General features: G+C 42.2%; 18 protein-coding genes. 15 read left to right on the top strand and 3 right to left on the bottom strand.

What is annotated here, in order from left to right; genetic code table 11:
• The first annotated feature begins 103 nt into the window (after positions 1 to 103).
• A complete protein-coding gene (locus IEY40_RS06985; protein ID WP_188954685.1) occupies positions 104 to 580 on the top strand; it encodes a hypothetical protein in 477 nt (158 codons plus the stop codon).
• A gap of 213 nt (positions 581 to 793) precedes the next feature.
• Here the strand turns inward: IEY40_RS06985 and IEY40_RS06980 are convergent, their stop codons facing one another.
• The 3 genes from IEY40_RS06980 to fadI all read right to left on the bottom strand — a co-directional run bounded on the left by IEY40_RS06980 (position 794) and on the right by fadI (position 4,862).
• A complete protein-coding gene (locus IEY40_RS06980; protein ID WP_188954683.1) occupies positions 794 to 1,006 on the bottom strand; it encodes a hypothetical protein in 213 nt (70 codons plus the stop codon).
• 413 nt (positions 1,007 to 1,419) lie between these two features.
• Positions 1,420 to 3,546, bottom strand: a complete 2,127-nt coding sequence (gene fadJ / locus IEY40_RS06975; RefSeq protein ID WP_188954681.1) for a fatty acid oxidation complex subunit alpha FadJ — start codon at positions 3,544 to 3,546, stop codon at positions 1,420 to 1,422.
• A 5-nt stretch (positions 3,547 to 3,551) separates the two neighbouring features.
• Entirely contained in the window at positions 3,552 to 4,862 is a 1,311-nt protein-coding gene (gene fadI / locus IEY40_RS06970) for an acetyl-CoA C-acyltransferase FadI (protein WP_188954680.1), read from the bottom strand.
• 250 nt (positions 4,863 to 5,112) lie between these two features.
• On the opposite strand from fadI, the gene IEY40_RS06965 reads away from it, so the two are divergent.
• The 14 genes from IEY40_RS06965 to IEY40_RS06900 all read left to right on the top strand — a co-directional run bounded on the left by IEY40_RS06965 (position 5,113) and on the right by IEY40_RS06900 (position 22,168).
• Positions 5,113 to 6,069, top strand: a complete 957-nt coding sequence (locus tag IEY40_RS06965) for an AAA family ATPase (protein ID WP_188954677.1) — start codon at positions 5,113 to 5,115, stop codon at positions 6,067 to 6,069.
• A 41-nt stretch (positions 6,070 to 6,110) separates the two neighbouring features.
• The gene (locus IEY40_RS06960; RefSeq protein WP_188954675.1) at positions 6,111 to 7,046 is read left to right on the top strand and encodes a DUF58 domain-containing protein; all 936 of its coding nucleotides are present in this window, start codon (positions 6,111 to 6,113) and stop codon (positions 7,044 to 7,046) included.
• On the top strand, positions 7,047 to 7,589 hold the full coding sequence (locus IEY40_RS06955; protein ID WP_188954673.1) for a DUF4381 domain-containing protein: 543 nt from the start codon (positions 7,047 to 7,049) through the stop codon (positions 7,587 to 7,589).
• Positions 7,589 to 8,581 (top strand): vWA domain-containing protein, encoded by a 993-nt coding sequence (locus tag IEY40_RS06950; RefSeq protein ID WP_188954671.1) that lies wholly within the window; start codon positions 7,589 to 7,591, stop codon positions 8,579 to 8,581. Before IEY40_RS06955 ends, IEY40_RS06950 begins: the two co-directional genes overlap by 1 nt.
• Positions 8,582 to 8,583: 2 nt before the next feature.
• A complete protein-coding gene (locus tag IEY40_RS06945) occupies positions 8,584 to 10,707 on the top strand; it encodes a vWA domain-containing protein (protein ID WP_188954669.1) in 2,124 nt (707 codons plus the stop codon).
• Positions 10,701 to 12,332 (top strand): BatD family protein, encoded by a 1,632-nt coding sequence (locus tag IEY40_RS06940; RefSeq protein WP_188954667.1) that lies wholly within the window; start codon positions 10,701 to 10,703, stop codon positions 12,330 to 12,332. The genes IEY40_RS06945 and IEY40_RS06940 overlap by 7 nt, the downstream gene beginning before the upstream one ends.
• 138 nt (positions 12,333 to 12,470) lie before the next feature.
• Entirely contained in the window at positions 12,471 to 13,034 is a 564-nt protein-coding gene (locus IEY40_RS06935; RefSeq protein WP_188954665.1) for a sigma-70 family RNA polymerase sigma factor, read from the top strand.
• Positions 13,027 to 13,734: a DUF3379 domain-containing protein gene (locus IEY40_RS06930; RefSeq protein WP_188954663.1), complete on the top strand. Its 708-nt coding sequence runs from the start codon at positions 13,027 to 13,029 to the stop codon at positions 13,732 to 13,734. The genes IEY40_RS06935 and IEY40_RS06930 overlap by 8 nt, the downstream gene beginning before the upstream one ends.
• Before the next feature lie 135 nt (positions 13,735 to 13,869).
• Positions 13,870 to 15,327, top strand: a complete 1,458-nt coding sequence (gene putP / locus IEY40_RS06925) for a sodium/proline symporter PutP (protein WP_188954661.1) — start codon at positions 13,870 to 13,872, stop codon at positions 15,325 to 15,327.
• Between the two features lie 386 nt (positions 15,328 to 15,713).
• A complete protein-coding gene (locus IEY40_RS06920; protein ID WP_188954659.1) occupies positions 15,714 to 16,997 on the top strand; it encodes an OmpP1/FadL family transporter in 1,284 nt (427 codons plus the stop codon).
• 210 nt (positions 16,998 to 17,207) lie between these two features.
• Positions 17,208 to 18,260, top strand: a complete 1,053-nt coding sequence (locus IEY40_RS06915) for an efflux RND transporter periplasmic adaptor subunit (RefSeq protein WP_188954657.1) — start codon at positions 17,208 to 17,210, stop codon at positions 18,258 to 18,260.
• A 3-nt stretch (positions 18,261 to 18,263) separates the two neighbouring features.
• Positions 18,264 to 21,506, top strand: coding sequence for an efflux RND transporter permease subunit (locus IEY40_RS06910; protein ID WP_188954655.1), 3,243 nt, complete (start codon positions 18,264 to 18,266; stop codon positions 21,504 to 21,506).
• Positions 21,507 to 21,544: 38 nt separating this feature from the next.
• Complete coding sequence (locus IEY40_RS06905; protein ID WP_188954653.1) at positions 21,545 to 21,757, top strand: YgaP family membrane protein; 213 nt, start codon at positions 21,545 to 21,547, stop codon at positions 21,755 to 21,757.
• 30 nt (positions 21,758 to 21,787) lie between these two features.
• On the top strand, positions 21,788 to 22,168 hold the full coding sequence (locus IEY40_RS06900; RefSeq protein ID WP_229777043.1) for a rhodanese-like domain-containing protein: 381 nt from the start codon (positions 21,788 to 21,790) through the stop codon (positions 22,166 to 22,168).
• The last annotated feature ends 293 nt before the right edge of the window (positions 22,169 to 22,461 follow it).

Genomic DNA, 22,461 nt, shown 5'->3' with positions numbered 1-22,461 from the left:
TTCTCTTTAGCATTTGGCATGCTAAATGCTAGTACAAGCTCAGTAGTCAAAATAATATTGATATTAAACCCTGAGCTTGAATAATAAATAAGAGAGAATGAAAATGAACAAAGGAATAATTGCACTAGCTGTGATATCGACTTTATCTGTTGGTAATTTCGCAATGAACGATAATGTTGAAATTACCGGTTTTCCAAACATTAAAGTTCTAGATACCCAAACAGCTGGCTTTCCAAACATTAAAGTACTTGACACCCAAACTGCTGGCTTTCCAAACATTAAAGTTCTAGATACCCAAATTGCTGGCTTTCCAAACATTAAAGTTCTAGATACCCAAACTGCTGGCTTTCCAAACATTAAAGTTCTAGATACCCAAACTGCTGGCTTTCCAAACATTAAAGTTCTAGATACCCAAACTGCTGGCTTTCCAAACATTAAAGTCCTAGATACCCAAACTGCTGGCTTTCCAAACATTAAAGTTCTAGATACCCAAACTGCTGGCTTTCCAAACATTAAAGTTCTAGACACCCAAACTACTGGGTTTCCAAACATTAAAGTGCTAGACACTCAAACAGCTTAAGGAGAACATGATGTTTACTTCTCTTAAAATCGCACTGGGTTTAGCCAAACCTGCACGTAAAAAGGTTAAACTACCTGAAGGGTTGAATCATTTAGAAGTTATCCAAGCCAAAGCTTGGTGGAAGTAACTCGCGCGCGCCAAATTGTAATACCCAATAAAAAAGGAGCTTATGCTCCTTTTTTATTAAATCTTAATAAGTGTTATCCGCGATTTTTAGCATTCAATTCGATACTTTCCATAACGTAATAACTTTACATCAGCCAGGCGTTTGTGTGCGCTAAATAACGGGTATGTAAATGGACCGAGCAGTAATCCTAGGCAAGCCCATCGTTTCACCGCTAAACCTTGCTTATAAGCTGCTAATGCAAATGCTATACAACTACTTGCGCTCGATAACACAAGAATCACCAACAAACTTACCGGCATATCGCTTAACCTCAACGTTAAAAATATCGTCCATAGGACGTATACCAAAGAAATTATCAAACCTCAGGGTATTTGAATTTACTCACTATGACTCAAGGCTTCGAAACAAAGCAGCCAACCTAGCCTAAAGCATGAGCACTATACGCTAAACAATGACATTATTCGATTAAAAATCAGGCAAAGGTATGCCATACGATAACAAATAATCGGCAAAACATTGCCGCTTATTTGTACATTAAAGCAATGCTCAGTCAAAAGTTTGACTGAGCATTCATCTGGACAAAGTCTACACGGTATGTATTTTTGTAAATAAGCTTAATTCCAGCTAAGCGTTCACATCTTTAATACTGCTAAATGATAAGCAATAAAAAACCGCTCATGATGAGCGGTTTTAAGTTAACGAGTATTTATCGTTAGCTATTATAGAACTGGCTACCGTCACTCGCCATTTTAACTAGAGTCTCACACGGAGCGAAACGTTCACCGTAAAGCGATTGGTAACCATGCAATGTGTCGACTAAATTCTTGGCACCTAGGGTATCAATATAACGGAAAGGTCCACCTAAGAATGGTGGGAATCCAATACCAAAGATTGCCCCAATATCACCATCTCTTGCAGAAGCGATAATCCCCTCTTCTAAACAACGAACCGCTTCATTTAACATTTGGATGGTGCAACGTTCAGCAACATCTTTAGACTCTTTATCTGAAGCAATTAAGATATCGAGCACTTTGTAAACCGACTCATCTACCAGTTTTGCTTTTTTGGCTTTAGGGCCATATTGATAGAAACCTTTACCATTTTTGCGCCCCTTGCGATCATCGCCTAATAACTTATCAAACGCGGCGGGTGCTTTAAATCGCTCACCGAGCTCTTTCTCTAAAATAGGTGAAATCTTAGCGCCAACATCGATACCGACTTCATCAAGTAATGTCATCGGGCCTACTGGGAAACCAAACTTCACTAAAGCACGATCTAAATGCTCAATGCGCTGACCTTCTAATAACAGTTGCGCGGCTTCGTTCATATACAAGGCTAAGATACGGTTAACATAAAAACCGGCACCGTCTTGAACAACAATTGGGGTTTTACCCTGCTTGCGAGCAAAGGCCACTGTAGTTGCAATGGTTTCAGGCGACGTGGTTTTATGGGCAATAACTTCCACTAGCGGCATTTTTTCTACAGGAGAGAAGTAATGCAAACCAATCACATTTTCAGGACGACTTGCCGCAGCGGCAATTTGGCCAATAGGCAGCGATGAAGTGTTTGATGCAAAAATAGTATGCTCACCACATTCGCGTTCAACATCTTTAACCATCTGATGCTTAAGCGCTAGGTCTTCAAATACAGCTTCAACAACAATATCAGCGTCTTTGATGCCGGTGTATTCAGTTGTTGTAGTCATCAACGACATAATATTGTCACGGGCAATGGGCGTCATATGACGACGTTTAACGCCTTTGTCCAATAATTTATAAGCGTACGATAATGCATTGCTTAAGCCCTGCTCTGAAATATCCTTAACGCGGGCAGGAATTTTCGCCTTAGTTGTTGTGACAGAGGCAATACCGCCACCCATTAAGCCGCCGCCCAATACCATCACTTTTTTAACTTTGCGCGGTACAGCACCTTCAGCACCGGTTTCTTTCTTCATTTCTGTGGTAGCAAAAAATAAGCTACGTAGTGCAGCAGATTCTTTTGACATCACTAAATTAGCAAAGTGAGTCGCTTCAACCTCAAGACCTTGTACCATGCCTTTGTTCATACCTTGACGGACACAATCAATAATCTTCGCAGGAGCAGGGTAATTACCTTGGGTTTTCTTCATGACCTGTTTACGAGCTTGATCAAACATAATGTCGCGCGTAAACGAGCTAGACTCTAAAAACTGATTAATTTTAGATTGCTTAACAGGCTTCGCAGCTTGCTTGCCTTTTTTAGCAAGCTCTACTGCAGTTTCAACCAAAATAGAATTGGGTACAACATCATTCACCAAGCCCATTTTCAATGCTTGTTTGGGACGAATTTGTTTGCCTGTCAGCATCATATCTAATGCTGTCGCAATACCAACTAATCGAGGTAAACGCTGTGTTCCACCGCCACCAGGCAATAAACCCAGTTGTACTTCAGGTACGCCTAACATGGTTTTTTTATCGTCACTACACACTCGCAAATGACACGCTAATGCTAGCTCTAAACCGCCACCAAGGCACGCGCCATTAATCGCGGCGACAACCGGAATAGACAAGCCTTCAAGTTTAGAGAAAACCACGTGCCCTTGCTGAGACAAAGCTTTCGCATCTGCCTCACTTTTACAGGCGGCTAACATTGTGATATCGGCGCCGGCAACAAAGGAATCAGCTTTACCTGAAGTCACAACCAAACCTTTAATACTACTATCAGCTTTGATTTCAGCCAATATCTCGGTGATTTCAGGTCCAAATTGTTCTTTTAAGGTGTTCATGGTTTCACCAGGAACATCCATTGTTAAAATGGCAATACCATCTTCACGACGAGTTAACTTAAATGTCTTTTCCATGCTCATTACTCCACCTCTAAAATCATTGCTGCACCTAAACCACCAGCAGCACAAGCTGTTGCCAAACCAGTACCACCGCCACGACGTTTAAGTTCACGACATACTTGAGTAATCAAGCGAGTGCCAGTAGCAGCAAATGGGTGACCATAGGCTAGCGAACCACCTAGCACGTTAAACTTACTCATATCGATTTCGCCAATCGCGCGGTTACGCCCTAGCTTTTCTTCAGCAAACTTTTTAGATCCAAACATCTGCATATTTGCTAATGTTTGTGCAGCAAATGCTTCATGCATTTCAATTAAGGTTAAATCCTCTAATTCCATACCAGCACGTTTAAGCGCTAATGGCGTGGCATAAGAAGGTCCCATTAGCATGTCTTGCCAAACATCAATGGCAGTAAAGGCATAGCTTTTAATGTAACCAATCGGTTGATAACCTAATGCTTTAGCACGGCCTTCACTCATTAGAATAATCGCAGAGGCACCATCGGTTAATGGCGTACTGTTTGCAGCGGTCACGGTACCGTGCTTACGGTCAAACGCAGGACGTAATTTGGCATAAGACTCAAGCACAGAATTTTCACGGATATTATTATCACGGTCGATAAACTGCTTATAAGGTGGAATGTGCGCCGTCATCACCTCTTGTTGAAGCACGCCAGAATTCCATGTTTCTGTCGCTAAAGTGTGTGAACGATGAGCTAATGCATCTTGATCTGCTCGGCTAATATTATATGTCTTAGCCATTTGTTCTGCTGTTTGTCCCATTGACAAACCCGTTGAGTATTCTGCTACGGCTGGCGGTACAGGCATTAAATCTTTTAAGCCTAAACGACGTGCAATCGCAAACTTTTGCTTAAAGGTACGTGCTTTATTAAGGTCTACCAATGCGTGAGCTAATTTTTTCGACACGCCAATCGGTAATACAGACGATGAATCTGAACCACCAGCCAAACCGATTTCAATATTTCCGGTCATAATGGATTCAGCCACGTTAACCGCCGACTGGAAACTCGTCGCACAGGCACGCGTAACTGAGTAAGCATCAGTTGTAACATTCATACCTGTACCTAATACGATTTCACGTGCAATATTTGGCGCAGCAGGCATTTGAACAACTTGACCATACACTAATTGTTCAATAAGCAGAGGGTCTATTTCAGAGCGAGACAGCAACTCATTCACCACCATTTTGCCCATATCCAGCGCAGAAACACCATGGAAAGCAGTGGCTTGTTTAGCAAATGGAGTTCGTAAACCGGCAACAATCGCAATGCGTTCGCCCCGGGCATTCGTTACCTGTTGTCTATCACTCATATGTCACCCTCTATTATTGTTAGCTCATCAAGGCAGAGCCGATAAGTATTCTATTTTTGCCAGATTATCTGGTCAGACCATCAAAGTGTGATCTGATTCTAACTTTTTATTGAATAGTTTTAAACAGCCGTTTACAACTATCTGATTCATTAATAGTTAAAATATGTTAATCCTACTAGCCAAAAACCCATAGAATTCATAACATAGGCTTCAATAACCCCAATGCCAACTAAATAAATTGAGTACAGCTATGCCGTTAAGTCGTTTCCACTCACTGCGCACCTATTTAGATACTGTTGTGTTAGGTCAGCCCGTATTAACCGAAAACCTATTAATTGCACTTATCGCTAATGGACATTTATTAGTTGAAGGCCCTCCAGGTTTAGCAAAAACCCGTGCTGTTAAAGCACTTTGTGACGGGGTTGAAGGTGAATTTCATCGTATTCAATTTACGCCAGATTTGTTGCCTGCAGATTTAACCGGTACTGATATTTATCGTCAACAAACTGGTACATTCGAATTTGAAGCCGGACCGATTTTTCACAATCTTATTCTAGCTGACGAAATTAACCGCGCACCAGCAAAGGTACAATCAGCATTATTAGAAGCGATGGCAGAAGGTCAAGTGACCGTGGGCAAAAATAGTTACCCATTACCGCCACTATTTTTGGTCATGGCAACCCAAAACCCATTAGAAAACGAAGGTACTTACCCACTGCCTGAAGCACAGCTTGACCGCTTTTTAATGCATTTAAATCTTGATTATCCCAGTGCAGAAACTGAGTGCCAAATTTTGCGTCAATCGCGTAAAGAAGCACAAACACATCAGTTGCCAACAATCGACCCCGTTGCCCAAGCAGATGTATTTGCCGCGCGCGATCAAGCATTAGAGATTTATTTAGCCGATCCGCTAGAGCAATATATCGTTGAAATTATTATGGCTACCCGTCAGCCAGCACGTTACAGTGCCGAGTTAGCTAAATGGTTAGAATATGGCGTAAGCCCGCGTGCAACTATTTCATTAGAACGTTGCGCCCGCGCCCGTGCTTGGTTACACAATCGTGATTTTGTGTCACCTGAAGACATTCAAGCCGTCGCGCCTAATGTATTACGCCACCGCCTATTATTGAGCTATCAAGCGCAAGCAGAAGGTGTGACAGCCGATCAGGTTATCAACCATATTCTTAGCCAAGTTGCCGTACCTTAAAGGCGCAATTGCATGTTGATATTAGTAAGTATAATAGCGCTATGATGCACGATAATCATTCATTGCCACTTTATAGCGACGGTGTGAACCTCACCGAGCAAGAGCTCATTGCCTGCCAAAGCCTGTCGCGAGCGATCCCAGATCGCCAATCGCGAGCTAAAGCCGCCTTATCCGGGCATCGCAGTAGTCTGATTAAAGGCCGCGGTATGGAGTTCGCTGAAGTACGTCATTATCAAAATGGTGATGACGTTCGTACCATCGACTGGCGCGTTACTGCACGTACCGGTGTGGCGCACACAAAATTGTTCGTAGAAGAGCGTGAACGCCCTATTCTGCTACTTATAGATTTAAGCCACAGCGCTTATTTTGGCTCACAACTCTTACTGCAGTCGGTGCAAATAGCCCACCTTGCCACCACGCTTGGCTGGAATGCCATTAACCATGGCGACCGCCTAGGTGCACTAATTGCCAGTGAGTCGACTCATTTAGAACTTAAACCTCGCAGTCGTCGCCAAGGTATTTTGCAATTAACCTCAGGATTAATTGACGTTCATCAACAACAATTAAGCCAAATTAATCAGCTTGTGTCTGCTCCAGACCATATGTTTAAAGCTTGCCAGCGGTTACAACGTATTGCTAAGCCGGGTTCATTAATATGGATTATTAGTGATGGTCAACATATAAACCAACAATGCTTAGCGCCGCTTACAGAATTGTCGCGCCACTGTGATATCGGCGCATTTGTGGTTACGGACCCTATTAGGCAAGGTACATTAGCCTTGCCCAAACAGTTCACTTTACCTGTGCGTGATGGCCAACAACAGCTAACGTTAACTCGCCAAAGTTATGAAGCATGGTTAGCAAACCAGCAATCACAACAACAGCAATTTATTAACCTAATGAATTTGATTAAAGTACAGCCTAGATTAATTGATGCAGCAAAACCACTTAGTGCCCAATTGGATATTTTACGTTAAATGACAACCTCAAATTCGCCAATGCCGCCAATAACAACTGATGCCAGCACGTCACCATTAGCACAGTTACAAGATATCAAGCTTCCCGATCAGATTAGTGCAATGCCAATCGCACCCGGCTACTGGATGATTGCCGCATTCATTATCGCCATTGCAATTTGGCTTGGTTATCAACTTTATAAAAAATATCAATATCATGCGCCAAGAAGAATGGCTCTAGCCATGTTGAATCAATATGATATAAACGACGATGGCTTTGCCGCGCAGGTCAACAGCTTACTTAAACGTATAGCCATGACTTACCTGCCACGAGAAAACCTAGCCAAACTCAATGGTCAACCATGGTTTGACTGGTTAGACACTCGACTGCCTAGTAAACAACAGCAAATCATAGGTCGACTACTGACTAAGCGTCACCAAGCCAGTGGGCTAACATTGGACGAAAAACAACAACTGGCATTACTTGCAAAAGCTTGGCTCAGTAATAAACAAGCATTTAGCGACGCTTCGTTAACACATCACAATAGCGTGCAGGGGGTCTAATGTTAGCTTTATATTGGCCTTGGTTACTGCTGTTACTGCCTTTACCATTTTTGATAAAACAGACCAAAACGACTGATGTGGGTGGGCATTTACATATCCCCGGCATTGGGACAACAACTACTGTCATCCATACCCACAAAAATAAACAAAGTCGTAAACGCTACTGGTTAATGTGGACATTTTTATTAATCGCCATCGCTAGACCCCAATGGTTGGGCGATCCGATTGAGTTACCATCAAAAGGCCGCGATTTAATGATGGCCGTTGACCTTTCAGGCAGTATGCAAATTGAAGACATGGTGGTTAATGGGCAAACCGTTAATCGTTTTACCTTAATTCAGCACGTACTAAGTGATTTTATTGAACGTCGTAAAGGTGACAGGCTCGGGCTTATTTTGTTCGCCGACCATGCTTATTTACAAGCACCCTTAACCCAGGACAGGCGCTCTGTTGCAACCTTTTTAGACGATGCCCAAATTGGTTTAGTTGGTAAACAAACGGCAATTGGCGAAGCTATTGCTCTGGCGGTAAAACGCTTCGATCAAGTCGATGAGAGTAACCGAGTATTAATTTTATTAACCGACGGCTCAAACAACGCCGGTAATATTGAACCAGAAGTAGCCGCGCAAATTGCTGCTAAGCGTAACATCACCATATACACGATTGGTGTCGGTGCTGAAGTACTTGAGCGCCGGACCATATTTGGTAAAGAACGTATTAATCCATCAATGGATTTAGATGAAACGCAATTGAAAAAGTTAGCAGAAATGACCAATGGTTATTATTTCAGAGCTCGCAACACCGAAGAGTTGAATAGTATTTATCAACAAATCGATAAACTCGAACCCGTCAGTCGTGACCAACTGAGTTATCGCCCTAAAAGTGAATTGTTCTATTGGCCGTTATTATTGTCATTGCTCATCAGTTTACTGATAGTGCTACAACAGCAATGGCCAACAGTTTTTGCTCCTAAAACCAAGGAGGAAAATTGACTATGTTGCATTTCATTCGACCAGAGTGGCTATTTGCCCTGCTACCAGTGGCCTTAATCAGCTTATTATTTTGGCGTAGACACAGCCAGCAGTCGGCGTGGAAGCAATATATCGCGCCTCATTTAAGCCAGCTGTTAATTACGCAAGGTACTGGCAACAAAGGCCAACCTAAGTGGTTATTAATAGCGTGTTGGATTATCGCAGTTATTGCCTTAGCTGGGCCCGCTGTTAACAAACAAAACTTGCCCGTATTTGCAACAGAGCAAGGGCGCGTGCTCATAATGGACATGTCATTGTCTATGTATGCCACAGATTTAAGCCCCAATCGTTTATCATATGCGCGCTTTAGAGCTACTGACTTATTGTCAGAGTTAAAAGAAGGTGAAACCGGCCTTATTGCCTACGCTGGTGATGCATACACCATCAGCCCTTTAACCCGTGATACCGCAACGATTCTTAATCTTTTACCCACTCTGTCACCAGACATTATGCCGACAAAAGGGTCTAACCTCGCCTCAGCGCTTACCCTTGGAGAAAATCTGTTGGCACAAGGTGGTCATGTACGGGGTGATATTATTTTGATGACCGACGGTGTCTCAGATGCCCAATTTAACCAAGCTGCTAAAGCATTAAAAAATAGCCGCTACCGCTTATCAATTATGGCATTTGGAAGCCAACAAGGTGCACCCATTAGTTTGGGCGATGGTCAGTTACTACGCGACAGTAGCAACGAAGTGGTGGTTGCTAAAACAGATTACGGTTTATTGCAAAAGTTAGCTCAACAACATCAAGGGATTTTAGTACCCGCTCAAACCGACGGTAGCGATATCAAAACACTAACCGAATGGTTAGCCATTGATGGTGATGCCACCGAAACCGAACTTGCTGGTGAATCTTGGCAAGATTTAGGACCTTACCTTGCAATATTATTGGTATTACCTATGCTCATGAGCTTTCGCCAGGGATTATTGACAATTCTATTAAATCCCGCTTTTTTACTTGGCAGCCTAATGGGGTTAACGGCAATAAATAGCCAACCAGCGCATGCATCTCTCTGGCAAGACTTATGGCAGACTCAAGACCAACAAGCACAGTCGGCGTTTGAGCAAGGCGACTTCACCCAAGCCGCTGATACCTTTAAAGATCCACAATGGCAAGCATCTGCACATTACAAAGCCGGTGATTATCAGCAAGCCCTTGAAGGTTTTGAGCAAGATAGCAGCGCCAATGGTTTATATAATCAGGGTAATGCATTAATGCAACTAAGCGACTACCAAGAAGCCATTAAGCGTTATCAGCAAGCTATTGAATTACAATCACCTTTTACTGAAGCTCAACAAAATTTAGAAGTCGCAAAAAAGAAACGTGATCAACAAAAAGAACAATCGTCAAATCAAGATCAATCTGGCGAGGGTGAGCAATCAAACGATTCAAATTCTGATGAGTCTAGCCAAGATAATTCATCCTCTTCTGAACAATCACAATCTGATGAGGCGGATGATAAACAAGATGGGCAACAATCAGATGATAATCAACAAAGCGATGCTGACAATCAACAACAGCAATCGCCGCAAAATAATGCTAGTGAGCAAGCTAACGATTCACAAAGCAATCAATCACAAAACAATGATTCAGATGATTTAGATGATTCAGATGATTCAGATGATTCAAAACAAGATAGCCAGCAACAATCAGGCTCTGAACAACAAGCGGATAAAGAGCAACAGCCTAATGACAATAACCCAGCGTCAGATGAGCAATCTGCTGTCGACAACGCGCAAAATGATCCACAGTCGCAACAAACAGATCAGCAACCGAGCGATAGTGAACCATTAAGTAACGAAGCCAGCATGCAAGCTGCAGCAGATGCCGCCGAAGATCAAGCTAACCAGCAGCAAATGAATGCGAGCGAAGTAACAGAAGCGCCTAAAGATAAGCCGCAAGGGACGTCTTCAGAAGTCATTTCAGCATCTCAAGTTAATCCAAATGATTTACCTGCAGATATGCAACGAGCATTACGAGCCATTAACGAAGACCCGCAAGTGCTGATCCGTAATAAGATGCAGCTAGAATATCAAAAACGTCGTCAAAATAGTCAACCGTCTAAGGATAATGAACAGTGGTAATCAGAACTCTATTTAGCCTATTGCTATTTATTATTGCTTCACCCGCCTTTGCACTTAGCCAAATACAAGCCACAGTCGATAGAAATCCCGTGGCTGAAGGTGAATATTTTGTGCTTGATATCGTGGCTGATGACGACCTCAATGCCGGCGCACTCGACACCTCAATCCTGCTTGATGATTTTATTGTTGGCAGAACAAGTGTTGGTCGCAGCACTAAAATGGTTAACTTTGACACCACGCGCGAAACTCGCTGGCAAGTATTACTGTCACCAAAATCAACTGGCACAGTCATCATTCCGGCTTTTAATATTAAAGATGTCAGCTCAAAACCTATTGCTTTAAAAGTGATGCCATCAGGCGCATCAGCAGATGAAGTACAAAATGTCTTTATTAAAGTACACACCAATGCTTCAGAAGCGTATGTTGGCCAATTGATTACGTACAAGGTTAAATTGTATCTAGCAGTAGAGTTACAGCGTGGCGTATTGAGTGCGCCAGCCGTTGAAGGCGCTCAAATTAAACAAATTGGCGAAGATAAAGACGGCAGTGAAATACTCGACGGACGTCGCTTTAGAGTCATTGAACGCACTTATGGCATTATTGCCGATCTTCCTGGCGAGCTCGTCATCAATGGGGCCAGCTTCTCGGGGGACGTATTAGTTGAAGCGCAGCGTCGTGGTGGCATGTTTGGCTTTAATGAAAGCAGGCCAATGCAAACAGAAGCCGAGCGTGAAGTGATTCAAATTAACTCGACGCCACCAAGCTATCAAGGTAAATGGTTGGTGAGCGACATCGCCATATTAAAAGAAACGTGGCCAGAAGAAGTCACTGAATTTGAGGTCGGCAGCCCAATCACCCGTACCATTAGTCTTATTGCCTCTAATACCGACGACACTAGCCTGCCCGATATTGATATCCCGCTAGCTGAAGGATTAAAATCATACCCAGAAAAACCTGTTAGACAAACGTTTGTACGTGACAATCAAGTCGTGTCGCAATATAGCCTGACTACCGCCATCGTACCGACAAAGCCAGGGACATATGTCCTGCCAGAAATTCGCGTGCCATGGTGGAACCCACATCTTAAAAAGCAACAGTTTGCCACTTTGCCACAACGCACAATCACTGTAATAGGCAGTAGCGCAACCACTGCCGATATTCCTGCTGCAGATAGTTTCAGCTCAACAACAACTAATGAATACTGGCCAATAGTGAGTGCTGTGTTTGCGTTATTGTGGTTAATCACACTCGTCTTATGGCGCAGAGCTGTCGCGGCAAGTTACTCGTTCAATCGAAATGCGAATACAGAGCAGACTACTACACAGAGAAAAACAGCCACTACTGGCTTAAACGCTATTATTCATGCATGTGATAGAAATGACAGCAGCGCAGCCATTACGGCGGTACAGGCCTATTTTAGCGAACGCTGTGGTACATCAATGACCTTAACCCAAATCAGTGGATTATCGCCTGCTTTAGCGCTTGCTATTAATAAACTGCAAGCCGACAAATACAGCCGTCAGCCTCAAGCGATGGATAAAAAATCATTGATGGATGCCATCTTGGCGTATAAAGAAAAGCCTCACTCCAATTCAACATCCCTCATTGCGGACTTAAATCCCTAATGACGGTTAAATCTTTCACCTCAGTGCTATCGTGATGATTGAGAAAGTCACTAACTATGGTGCTGAGGTGATTTATCTTGCTATTGCCGCTCGGGCTTTTTAAGCTATTGGACATGTTTAACTAAAAAAAGTTAAAAAATGTTCGGATCCCTACGAAAGAAAAAGACTGATGTCGCGGTCTTATCTGACATGGTAACAAAACAACGACGATACGATAGCCTTGTCAGGGCACTTCATACAGACATTTTCCGTTACGCCTTTTGGCTATGCGGAGATAAGCATGTTGCTGAAGATATCACTCAAGAAACGTTCTTACGAGCGTGGCGTGCTTTAGACTCTTTAAAAGATGATAAAGCAGCAAAAGCGTGGCTCATTACCATCTTACGACGGGAAAATGCCAGACGTTTTGAGCGTAAACAATTTGACTATAGTGATGTTGAGCAAGAATTACTTGAAGATGTATTTTCCTCAAGTAATGAAGATGAAACAGAACAATATTGGCTTCGTCGCCAAATAGGTAAACTCGATATCGAATACCGAGAACCTTTGTTATTGCAACTGATTGGTGGATTTAGTGGCGATGAAATAGCCGACATGCTCGAGTTGAACCGCAATACGGTTATGACGCGCTTATTCAGAGCTAGAAACCAATTAAAAGAAGCATTAGAAACACCAGAGGTAAGAGGTCAATCAAATGGATGATCTACAATTTCGTCGTCAAGCATACGGCGACCCGAATAATCAATCCGACGAGTTTTTAGCGCACCTTGCTGAAAATGAAGACGATGCGAAATTTGTCAAAGACCTAAAAGCATTTGACCAAAAACTGACTCAGGCATTAACTATTGATGTGCCTGAAGGTTTGGCTGATAAATTGCTTTTACGACAGCAATTAAGTCAACATCAGCAGACCAAAAAGCGTGGCCGTTATATGATGGCTATGGCGGCATCAGTTGCCTTTGTTGTAGGTGTCAGTTTTAGTATGTTGCGGTTTACCCCGGTGAATTTATCTGAGAACTCACTAGCGCATGTTCATCATGAAACCAAAGCATTAGTGATGGATCAAGATATTGGCTTTAATGATGTTAATTTTAAGCTAGCTAGCCTGAAAGGTCTGAGCGACTCTAAATTCATCAAACAACCAGGACGAGTGTTCTATACCTCATACTGTGACTTCCAAGGAGTAAAATCACTGCACTTGGTCATGGCGGATGAATTAGGTAATAAAGTCACTTTGTTCATTGTACCTGTTGAAAGTCGCATGGTATTAGAAGAAGCTTTTGCTGACGAACAATACAAAGGACAAAGTTTTCAAACAGCAGACGCCTATATGGTATTGGTCGGCGAGCCAGCTTCAGACCTTGATTTTGTCAAAAAAGAAGTCGAAAACACCTTTATTTAATACTGAAGCTGTATCACTAAAAATCCGCTATTTCCTTGAATAGCGGATTTTTTTGATCATGAAAAAAATCAAAGTGTGAACAAGATCAGACTTCTGCTAGGATTGCGCCCATAAAAATAACTCACTGGACGATATATGGAAATTCAAACACCAATCATCATCACATTTGTTGGATATTTAATGCTAATGATGGGCATAGGCTATTGGGCTTATCGTAAAACAGACACGGTTGACGACTATATTCTAGGCGGCAGAAAAATGGGCCCTGCAGTAACAGCGCTCAGCGTAGGTGCCTCCGATATGTCGGGCTGGTTACTCTTAGGCTTACCTGGAGCTGTCTACCTTAGCGGCTTGGGAGAAGCATGGATTGGTTTTGGATTGATTTTCGGTGCATGGTTAAACTGGTTATTTGTCGCCAAACGCTTACGTATATACACCCAGATGGCAGATAACGCCCTCACACTGCCCGACTTTTTCGAAAACCGCTTTAACGACAGCCATGGTTTATTAAGGTTAGTCTCTGCTGTGACGATTCTGGTATTTTTCACATTTTATGCATCTTCTGGCATGGTCGGTGGCGCAATATTATTTGAAAAAGTCTTCGGCCTCGATTATACCGTCGCGTTAGTTATCGGCTCGTTCATTATTGTGTCATACACGTTCGTGGGTGGTTTTTTTGCTGTTAGTTGGACTGACTTTTTCCAAGGTTGTTTAATGTTATTAGCCTTGATAATTGTCCCAGTTGCCATATTTAGCCAACCGGATACACAAGTTGGTTTTGAAAAAATAGACCCTGCGATGCTGTCATTTATTAACGACAACACCACGGTTTTAGGCTTAGTGTCTTTATTGGCCTGGGGCTTAGGTTATTTTGGGCAGCCGCATATCTTGTCTCGTTTTATGGCCATTGGCGATCCAAAAGATTTGGTGCTATCTCGCCGTATCGCCATGAGCTGGATGATCTTATCCTTAATTGGTGCATTAGCAACAGGTATTGCTGGCAGTTTGTACTTTGCCGCAGAGCCGTTAGAAAACGCTGAAACGGTTTTCATTAACTTAGCTCATATTGCATTTAACCCGTGGATTGGAGGCTTGCTGATTGCGGCAATTTTATCGGCTATTATGAGTACGATTGACTCACAACTGCTGGTTTGTTCAAGCGTAATCACTGAAGACTTTTACCTTAAATGGTTACGCCCTAAAGCTAGCGACAAAGAGTTGATGCTGGTAGGACGCTTTGGTGTTATAGCAATTGCCTTAGTGGCTGGCATTGTGGCATTAAACCCTGCCAGTAGTGTATTAGGTTTAGTGAGTTACGCTTGGGCTGGGTTTGGTGCTGCATTTGGACCTGTGGTTATATTGTCATTGTTTTGGCGTGGCTATAGCCGTAATGGTGCCGTATTAACGATTCTTGTTGGGGCTGTTACCGTTGTGATATGGAAACAACTTACTGGCGGCATATTCGATTTATATGAAATCGTGCCAGGCTTTATATTGGCGACATTAGTTGGCGTTGTTGTGAGTAAGCTGTCACCACCGACGCCTAAAACAATGACTGACTTTGATAACTTCAATACCTCTTTAAAATCATAAAGTAATAGTAAATGGCGATTCATCAATTAACATCGCTTGGGTAACGCAATCTCGTCATGAGGTTGTGTTGCCACATCCCATCTATTAAGTCAGCTTAATTTACCCTCCTGTTTTTTAACGTTTATATTACATTTTGTATAAATGAATATTTTTTAATTAATTAATTAATTGAAAATGCGAGCAAAGCATATTTACATATACTGCCATGCTATCAAACACCTAGGATACAGTCACAAAGCATAATTAACTTAATATTAACAATAACTAACATCTGGTCGGAGTTGTTAGTAGCATATCACTTACCTAAGATGCCTCAGACTTTACGCTGTGAGTGGTCCAACAAGTTAACTCTTGTTCATCACAGTCATAATAAATGGGAAATAATAATGAATAAGTTCAACAAGACTCTTCTTGCTACAGCAGTGTTGCTTGCTAGCGCCCAAGCTTCTGCAGCAGGCTTTCAACTAAATAGCCAATCAGCAACAGGTATTGGCCGTGCAATGGCTGGCGATGCTGTTATTGCCGACAATGCTTCAGTGTTATCACGTAACCCAGCAGCAATGGCATTATTTGATAACACCTCATTATCTTTAGGTGCCGTGTACGCCGATATCGATGTGTCTGTTTCTAATGTAACGGGTTCGTATGGCGGCCAAGATGTTGACTATGGCAGCGAGCACGATGCTGCAGACTCAAAAGTCATCCCAAATTTTTATTATATTAACCCAATCGATGATAAGTGGGCTTTTGGTGTTGCTGCATTTAGTAATTACGGTACGGGTACAGATTTAACCTCATTAGCCGACAGAACACCAACCGTTGGCGGTAATGCAGTGCCATTGCCAACACCGGTGGACTTACTCGGTAACACCGAAGTGGTCACCATTAACTTAAATACCAGCGTGTCATACCGTATAAGCGAGCAATGGAGCTTAGGTTTAGGTCTTGATGCAGTTTATGGCAGCGGTACCTTAACTCGTACCACACAAAACACACAAATAGGCAGTATTGTTGACGTTGAAGCCGATGGTTGGGCTTTAGGCGGTATCGCTGGTGTTGTGTATGAAATGAATGAAAATAATCGTTTTGGCCTCAGCTATCGTTTAAGCCCTACATTAACCGCTAAAGGTGATGTTAATTATGCTTATTCTGAATATAACGAAATTGATATCCCAATTGCTGATATTGCTCAGTTTGCCGGCTTCCACCAGCTAACTAATGATTTTGCAGTGCATTACACCGCACAATGGACCAATTGGAGCAAGTTTGACCGGATCGAAGTTATCGATGGCGATAACGGTGTTGCACAAACTGATTTAAAAGAATATCACTGGAAAGACTCATGGTTCCTTAGCTTAGGGGCGACATACAACCTAAGTGAAGATTGGACTTTACGTGCAGGTATTGCATCAGATGAAGGTGTTGTTGATCAGCACTCATCACTTTCAATCCCAGATTCTGATCGTACTTGGTATACCGCAGGTGTCAGCTATGATTTGACTAATAAATCTAGTGTGGATTTTGGTATTGCATTTGTTCGCGGTGAAGATGTTACCGTATTAGAAGACAGTGCAATCTTACCTATGGTAACGGGATTAGACAGCGAGATTTCAGCACACACGCGCTCAAATGCTGTGTATTACTCTGTGCAGTACAACTATAGTTTTTAAGTCTACCGGCATATTAAATGCCTAACATACAGAAGTGATAAGTAAGAATGTGACTTATCACTTTATGATGTATCTCGCTAAACCGCCTTTTCATAGGCGGTTTTTTTATATCTCTTTGTACTAATATATAAATTTTTCTACTACACCTATTGCGTAAAAAACCAAAGTCCATTAGAATTTTCTTATAGACTTTATATAGGTGCAACCATTATGTCTCGGTTACTCACATCGCTCTCGTTCATTGGTGCTATATGCACTGCTATTTCTTTTCCGATATTTGCGGCATCTGAGGCGTTTGATACGGTCACGTTGCAATATTCTAATCATGCACAACCACGCGTATTTGACGCAAAAGTAGAAGCAGTAAAAGCCGCTACGGTATCTGCACAAACTTCTGGTCGCATTATCAATATTCATTACGACGTGAATGATTTAGTGCCTCAAGGCGCAGCATTACTTGAAATAACCAATAAGGAACAAGGTGCTGAGCTCGCAGGAGCAGAAGCTGAGCTGGCTAAAGCTGAAGCGGTAAATAGCGAAGCTCAAGCACAATACACGCGTTATAAAGAATTATTTCCAAAAGGCGCCATATCAAAAGGTGCAATGGACGAAGCGACAGCAAAAGCAAAATCATCCGCACAAGCTGTAAGCAGTGCTAAAGCACAACTTATTAAAGCCAAAGAAAGCTTAAATTACACGATTGTGAGCGCCCCTTTTAGTGGTCGTGTTACCCAGCGTTTTGTAGAACAAGGCGAAACCATTTCATACGGTCAGGCGCTATTTTCTGGTTATGATACTCAACATCTTAGAGTCGTATTTCAAGTATCACAGCAAGACTTAATTCAGATTCAACAACTTGAGAGTGTCCGTATTCAATTAGCCGATGGCAAAGTGATCTCGACTACCGAGATCAATCCATTTAACTTTGCCGATCAACTCACTCATAGCCATGCTGTAAGAGTCAATTTCATCAACCCAAACGACACAGACAACCTTGTTGGCCAATGGGTAAAAGTATTGTTTGAGCAAACTAGTCAACCAAGCTTATTCATTCCTATATCTGCTATTCATCAAGTGGGAGATCTCACCTCGGTATTCCGTAAAAAAGGTGACAACATTGTGCTCAATCAAGTGCGGCTAGGTTTTATGGATAGCACCAAGCAACAAGCTGAAGTGCTTTCAGGTTTAATGCCATCGGACGAAATCATCATCGACGCGGCACAATACTTAATTAATGCCAATGTCGCTAAGGTGAAGGAGTAATTTATGACACCTTCAGAGCGCTCATCCCATTTAGGCATATCTGGAAAAATCGCCAGTGCATTTCAACACAGTGCAATCACACCTCTATTAGCAATATTGGGTTTATTGCTGGGTATTTTTGCGGTCATCATTACCCCTAAGGAAGAAGAGCCACAAATCGATGTGACCTTTGCTGATGTATTCATTCCTTATCCAGGGGCAACGCCAACTGAAGTTGAAAATCAAGTCACCCTTCCAGCTGAGCAGATTATTTCTGAAATTAAAGGCATTGATACCCTGTACTCATTTTCGCAACCTGACGGGGCATTAATTATTGCTATTTTTGATGTCGGCGTGCCCCGAGATGAGGCGGTAGTGAACCTTTACAACCAACTATATTCCAACAGTGATAAATTTAATTATGCTGCTGGTATTGGTGAACCACTCATTAAACCTCGAGGTATCGATGATGTGCCTATTGTCGGATTAACCTTATGGTCGAAAGACCCAAGCATGACAGCGGAGCAGCTAACCTCAGTTGCATCTGTGGTGGAAACAGAGCTTAAAAGGATCCCTGGTACTCGCGAGATATACAGTCAGGGCCAACATGAGTTGGTGTTAAATGTGCGCTTAGACCCCATAAAAATGAACAGTTATGGCATAGCATTTACCGACATAAGCAGCGCGTTACAAGATAATAATCAGACCTCTGCATTAGGTTCACTCACGCAATATAATCAAGAAATCAAACTAAAAACCGGCGAGTTTTTGCGCAATGTCGATGACGTAAAGAATTTATTAATCAAGGTCAATCAAACCACCACAACCGGAGCGGCCGGCGTAGTATATTTGTCAGACATTGCTGATATTCAATTACAAAGTGACATTCCTAAACAAAGTGTATGGCATGTTAATCAACAAGGCAGTTACCCTGCGGTAACCATTGCTATTGGTAAACAAGCGGGCCAAAATGCTGTCGATATTGCCAATGCAGTACTGGCCAAAGTAGAAGCGGTCAATAATGTGCTGATCCCAGATAACGTTGAGGTGGCTATCTCACGTAATTACGGCCAAACGGCCGGTGACAAATCAAACACACTTATTTTTAAACTGATATTTGCTACTTCTGCGGTAGTGCTATTAGTGCTATTTACTATGGGGCTTCGTGAGTCGGCTGTGGTGGGTATTGCGATTATCATCACCCTAGCAATCACCTTATTTGCATCATGGGCTTGGGGCTTCACCTTAAACCGCATCTCGCTATTTGCACTGATTTTTTCCATCGGGATTTTAGTCGATGACGCCATTGTTGTGGTAGAGAATATTCACCGTCATATGGCCCTTAGCAATAAACCCATAAGCGAGCTTATTCCGCATGCCGTGGATGAAGTTGGCGGCCCAACTATTTTAGCAACGTTCACTGTCATCGCAGCGTTATTGCCTATGGCATTTGTGTCAGGTCTGATGGGCCCTTACATGAGTCCTATCCCTATTAATGCCAGTATGGGTATGCTGATATCATTGTTAATCGCCTTTATCATGACTCCATGGCTAAGCAGCCATTTACTCAAACCACATAAACATCACAGTAATGATGAGCCCGGTGTTGAACAAGAAACCGCATTAACTCGATTTTTCACAAAAATGATGAGCCCTTTTCTCATTGGTGAACATGCCGCTAAAGCGCGCAAGGGCTTAGCGCTCATTATCATGCTACTAATCGCAGTCGCTATCGCGTTACCGGTATTTCAAGCAGTTGTATTAAAAATGCTACCATTTGATAATAAATCTGAATTTCAGGTTATGGTAGATATGCCTGAAGGCACTCCTGTTGAGCAAACACAGCGAGTACTGCAAGATTTAAGTCAATATCTCACCAGTGTAGAAGAAATCGAACATATCCAGCTTTATTCAGGCACTCATGCACCGATGAATTTCAACGGTTTGGTAAGACATTACTTTTTACGAAGCAGCCAAGAACTTGGCGACATTCAAGTTAATTTAGTGGATAAAAAACACCGCGATCGCGACAGCCACACTATTGCATCATCAGTACGTGAACCCTTACAACGTATTGCCTTGCAATATAACGCCAATATAAAAATTGTTGAAGTGCCTCCTGGTCCACCAGTGTGGTCACCTATTGTGGCTGAAGTGTATGCACCAACAACACAATTACGAGAGCAAGCTGCTAATGATTTATTACAGCGCTTTAAAAATACTGAATATGTTGTCGACATGGACATATTTTTACCTGCACAACAACAGCAATGGCAAGTAGTGATAGACCGCAGCAAAGCACGTTTACTTGGGGTATCTTACAGCAGCATTATCGATGCTATTAACAGTGCAGTTAATGGCAATGACGCCAGTTATTTGCACCTAGAACAGCGTAAACACCCAACACCGATCCGCTTACAAGTAGACGAAGCCGCAAAGGTGAATTTGCAACAAGTACTGCAATTACGTGTGGCAAGTCAAAGTGGCGCTCAAATTGCGCTGACTGAACTGGTTAGTGTGAAACAACAAGCAATTGATGCACCTATTGTTCACAAAAATATGGTCCCGATGATTATGGTTGTTGCAGATATGGCAGGACCAACTGGAAGTCCATTGTATGGAATGTTTGACATGGTGAGCCAAATTAACCATGAAACAGAACAAGGCGAGCTTAACTACCCTATCGAGCAACATTTAGTAAACCAACCAGATGGGTTAACTGACGTGGCTATTTTATGGGATGGCGAATGGAAAATTACCTACGAAACCTTCAGAGACATGGGTATTGCTTATGCCGTTGGCATGATTGCTATTTACTTACTGGTAGTTGGGCAATTTAAATCTTATATCGTCCCCTTAGTGATCATGGCCCCTATTCCATTAACCATTATTGGTGTGATGCCTGGTCATGCCTTATTAGGGGCACAATTTACCGCACCATCAATGATTGGAATGATTGCACTTGCAGGGATTATTGTTAGGAACTCGATTTTGCTAGTCGATTTTATCAACCAGCAAACTGCTGCAGGCGTTCCATTTGAACAAGCGGTTATTCACTCTGGTGCAGTGAGAGCCAAACCTATTATGTTAACTGCGATGGCGGCCATTATTGGTGCTCTATTTATTATCGACGACCCAATTTTTAACGGCTTAGCGATAAGCTTAATTTTCGGAATTTTTATCTCAACCATTTTGACGCTAATTGTGATCCCAGTACTGTATTTTTCAGTGATGAAATCAAAAATGGCAGCAAAAATTACTCAGTAGTTATTATGTTATCGGGCATTAGCCCAAAGGAGCTCATTATGTCGTTAGAAAGAAGTATTATGGCCTTTGCTGGCTTTATGATTTTGTTGTCTTTAGTGTTAATGGCAACCGTTAGCCAACATTTTATCTGGCTTACTGTGTTTGTTGGCGCTAACCTATTCCAAAGTGCATTTACAGGCTTTTGCCCTGCAGCCATGATCATGAAAAAGTTGGGTATTAAAACTGCAGCGGAAATAGCCTTAAACAAATAACCTGTTTTAAGGTTAACCATAAGGAACCTTGTGTTGAAAAAAACTATTCTGATGACTATTAAACCAATATTAACTGCATTGTTTATCGTATCGACATGGTTTGCAATACCTGTGCAGGCAACAGAGCTACAGCCCGATGTTGCATGGCAAAAAATTAATGCCAATGCAACATTAATCGACGTGCGCACTGCGCAAGAGTTCGCTGCAGGGCATGTAAAAGGGGCGATTAATATTCCGTTTGAAAATATCGTTGCAGAACTAGAAAAACTCAACATCACCAAAGATACTGAGGTAGTACTGTATTGTCGAAGCGGTCGACGCAGCGGTATTGCTCAAAGTGCATTAGTGGAACAAGGTTATACAGCAACATACAATGCTGGTGGGATTGACACCCTAATGTCTACACATTAAATCATTAATGGCCTTAAATACATTTAAGGCCATTAATTTTTACTTGATAGCTTCACTGCCAAATGTCGCTGCCAATGTCATCACCTTTCATGATATATGCCCTCTTAATCATCTCCTCCTGACTTGCAACAAATAAAAATACACGAATAAATTTCACTTAATTTAGCAAGCTAGGTTAAGCGCTTTCATTAAATGTAGACCCCATCAGCACAGTAAAAACAATATCAGCACGCCACTCCACAAGAGAATACTAATTCAATAAAATCTAATAAAAATTCAAAATCAACAAGTTA

Source organism: Shewanella ulleungensis, assembly GCF_014648315.1.
Taxonomy (GTDB): domain Bacteria; phylum Pseudomonadota; class Gammaproteobacteria; order Enterobacterales; family Shewanellaceae; genus Shewanella; species Shewanella ulleungensis.
This window is presented reverse-complemented; position numbering and strand designations above follow the sequence as displayed.